The organism is Enterococcus sp. FR204 (assembly GCF_031143325.1).
Taxonomy (GTDB): domain Bacteria; phylum Bacillota; class Bacilli; order Lactobacillales; family Enterococcaceae; genus Enterococcus_B; species Enterococcus_B faecium.
On the sequence record NZ_JAKZIW010000086.1, the window covers coordinates 1 to 3,328 of the forward strand.

The following is a 3,328-nucleotide window of genomic DNA, read 5'->3' on the forward strand; positions in this document are numbered from 1 at the left end:
TTTTATCTATTAAAACTAAATATAAAGATATATTTACAGTATCATTATAATGTATTCAATTTAAAATAAGAGACTTTGGTAATAATGAAAGAGGAATAAAACTTTTCTTTGGCAAAACAAACTCCTTGCTATGAGACGCGTTTCATACACTATACTCAAAGTATCAAAAGGAGGGCTTGCAATGAATACTTATGTAGAGATAACAGATGGCACAACGAACAATTATTTTTATGCGTTTGTCGAGTTCAAGGGATCCGTATTAACGTTGTACAGTTTTCAAGGGTTGAATAGGAATTATGATTACAAAGTGACACTTTTACCGACGGGCTATCAGAAAGAAAAAGAGCGAAGGTATCTTGAAGAATTTGCAGCTAAAGCTTTCGATGGATTGATCATTACGTCTCGTGCCAATACACTAGATGATTTATTGGCATATCAAAAATATGGACCTCTAGTTTTTTGTGAAGAAATCAAGGGAAAACAGGCAAGTTGTGTCTTTATTGATCGAGAACAATCAATTACAGAAGGCCTTACTTATTTGAAGCAGCAAGGTATAAAGCAATTGGGCATCACGTTGGGGCGAAGTGGCAGGCTAAGTTATAACTCAAAAATCACTTTGCAGCTATGTCATCAACTTTTTCCATCTTTTGATGAATCACTTGTTTTTTGGGATTGTATAGATGCAGAGAAAGGAAAACAAGCAGGCTTCTTTTTTAAAGAGCTTGGAGTTGATGGTGTCTTTACAAATTCGGATATGGTTGCAGCAGGCATCTTGCAAAGCTATCTGCAAGATAAGACACCAGTGGTGATTGGACGCGATAATTTGCTGATCAGCGAGCTTCTTGGTTTCCCAACCATCGACCACCATCTGGAAGCTTGCGGAGAAATGGCATTTCAATTGTTTCTTACAGAAAAAAAGGATAAAGTGAAAATACCTTATACGTTTATTCAACGATGAATATATTTAAAGTAGGATGAAAAAACTTGTGAAAGAATGGAGCAGACACCAAAATATAGTAAAAGAAATACCAATGAATGAAATCGAAACTTTGACAAAAGATATATATTGGGGCGGGCAGCGGATCAGTTTTTCGCATGAAGGAAAAATGTATCAGTTTTTTGAATGCGGTCCAGCTGTGGTAGACTATTTACAAGAAAATCTTTTTGTATAGGTGGCGAAGCAGCAGTGGCAAACATTCGAGATATCGCAAAGCTCACAGGTTATTCAGTTTCTACTATTTCACGTGTAATCAATGGACATCCATATGTAGATGAGGAAAAAAGGAAAGAAATACTTGCGGTCATGAAAGAAGTCGATTATATCCCTAATGCAAATGCCAGACAGTTAAGTTATGGAAAAACGAAAAGCATTGGAGTGATTCTGCCTTATACCAATCATCCGTATTTTGATCAGTTGATCAGTGGGATCATTGAAGCAGCGTTTGAGGTTGTTAGCATAAAAATCTAACTTGGGTGTCTGCTGTTTTATTATTAGGTCATTTTACGTGTACTTTTTTGTTGGATCATGTAAAAGATTACGCCTTTTTTTGGATAATTTCATTTAAAGCTTTTGCTGCACCATGACCCTTCGCTCGTCATAATATGCAGTGAACCGTTCATCGGCTTCGTACATCATTCCTAGTCCTTTATGCGCTTTTGGCTGATATTCAGGCCAGCTGTAAGATAACCACTTCTTATGAGCTTGGAAGATACGGTCTGCTAAGCTTTCATCTTCTGGTTCTTTTAAGTAAAGAGTGAGATCAAATAACATCTGCTTTTCAACAGTTTGCATTTCTTCATACGTTTCTTTATCCATATTCATCCATTTTTCATTGGATGCTGTAACCTTTTTTTTCCCGTATTTTTGTCGAATCTCTTGTCCATAGGATTCTTCATTTTCTTTCAACTTTTGTTGTTTAAACCCTTCAAATTTTTCTTTGTCACTCATTTTTCTTCCTCCTTCGTACATATCAAGTGTCTGTTGGACAGTTGTCAAGAGGGTATCGATTTGTGCCCGTTTTTCCAGCAACATTTGCTGATGCTTGATTAAAGCTTTCTGGTGGTCAAAAGATGGATTGTCTAAGACCTCTTGGATATCCTCCAACTTGAATGCCATTGTTCGATAAAATAAGATGTGTTGCAGACGATCGACTTCTTTTTTGCCATAAATCCGATAACCTGAAGAATTGATCCTAGCTGGTTTTAGCAGTCCAATCTCATCATAAAAGCGCAAGGTTCTCGGACTGACTCCTGATATCTCTGACATTTTCTTTATTGTGTACTCCATTATTTTTCCTCCTGACAAATGTAAGCATAATCCTTTACGTAACGAGAAGGTCAAGAAAAAATTGTATTTTTTTCTCATGAAATTATGTTATACTATTAAGTGATAAAAGGTAAATCCTTTTGTCTTTAAAGGTTCAATTGTAACCGATTCCTTAATGCTAGGAAAGATGGTAACATAACTTAGATTGGATCTAAATCGACTATATAGAAAAGAGGAATGAGATGAAGCTAATCGAAACACCTGTGAATAGTAATTTAAATATTAAGACATTTTATCCTAAAGTAGTGGAATTCTTTTTTGGGAATACAGCTATTAATTATTACAAATTATTTTCGTTAGATCGAACACAACTGCTATTGGTAGACACATATGATAAAAAGCAAGTCGTGATGATCAATACGAAGAAAAAAATCACAAGGCAAGAAATCGACTATGCGATTCATCACGTTTTAAAAATGACACGAGAAGATGTCAAAGTCCATGTAGGAGTGAAACAGGAGCTAGAACGTGCCGGAATACAATTCAAACGTCCAAATAAAGATATTGTAGTGATAGAACAAAAAAATACGAAGATTTCTATTTAATAACGACTAATAATCATCTTTATGGTAACCTGCTCCATATCTAACGTATACAATAAAAAACAAGGCGAGACTGATTGATGTCTCGCCATTTTTGTTTCCATTCTATTGACAGCTGCTTTCTTACTTTTGTTTTTTTTAAAAAACGTGTGATATTTTTTCCGCGAGTTTTTTCAACGCAAGGTATATCTTGTCATAATTCGCCTTTCCAAAAAAATTCAATACATAATAAGTTATATCCGTTTCTTTGGGGATAAGAAGCAAAAAAGGAAAGATGTATTATTTGCTTCAAAAACTTTTGCCATTGATTATGTTGTAGAGACATTTGGTTATATTCGTTCAATCATCGGTATCTTAACGGCTACGATTGTAGTAGGAAAAGCTACTTATTTTATCGGCTCTATACTTTTTGATGTTGGTGGATGACACCAGCATCTTTTTTATTTTCCAAAACATATAA

General features: G+C 35.0%; 2 protein-coding genes and 3 pseudogenes. 4 read left to right on the forward strand and 1 reads right to left on the reverse strand.

The features are described 5' to 3' along the window. Positions 1 to 292: 292 nt before the first annotated feature. The 3 genes and pseudogenes from RG571_RS11790 to RG571_RS11800 all read left to right on the forward strand — a co-directional run. Positions 293 to 958 (forward strand): annotated as a pseudogene (locus RG571_RS11790) (LacI family DNA-binding transcriptional regulator); the annotation flags it as partial. Between the two features lie 28 nt (positions 959 to 986). Further along, the gene (locus tag RG571_RS11795; protein WP_308947814.1) at positions 987 to 1,172 is read left to right on the forward strand and encodes a hypothetical protein; all 186 of its coding nucleotides are present in this window, start codon (positions 987 to 989) and stop codon (positions 1,170 to 1,172) included. Between the two features lie 14 nt (positions 1,173 to 1,186). Continuing rightward, positions 1,187 to 1,447: pseudogene (locus tag RG571_RS11800) on the forward strand (LacI family DNA-binding transcriptional regulator); the annotation flags it as partial. An 88-nt stretch (positions 1,448 to 1,535) separates the two neighbouring features. On the opposite strand, the pseudogene RG571_RS11805 reads toward RG571_RS11800, so the two are convergent. Further along, positions 1,536 to 2,287, reverse strand: a pseudogene (locus RG571_RS11805) (MerR family transcriptional regulator). 221 nt (positions 2,288 to 2,508) lie between these two features. Here RG571_RS11805 and RG571_RS11810 point away from each other — a divergent pair. Further along, a complete protein-coding gene (locus RG571_RS11810; RefSeq protein WP_002297684.1) occupies positions 2,509 to 2,871 on the forward strand; it encodes a DUF1827 family protein in 363 nt (120 codons plus the stop codon). Positions 2,872 to 3,328 lie beyond the last annotated feature (457 nt).

What these genes read in the sequence shown, in the direction of transcription:
- RG571_RS11810 (WP_002297684.1), top strand. Translation starts at nt 2,509, where the DNA reads ATGAAGCTAATCGAAACACCTGTGAATAGTAATTTAAATATTAAGACA.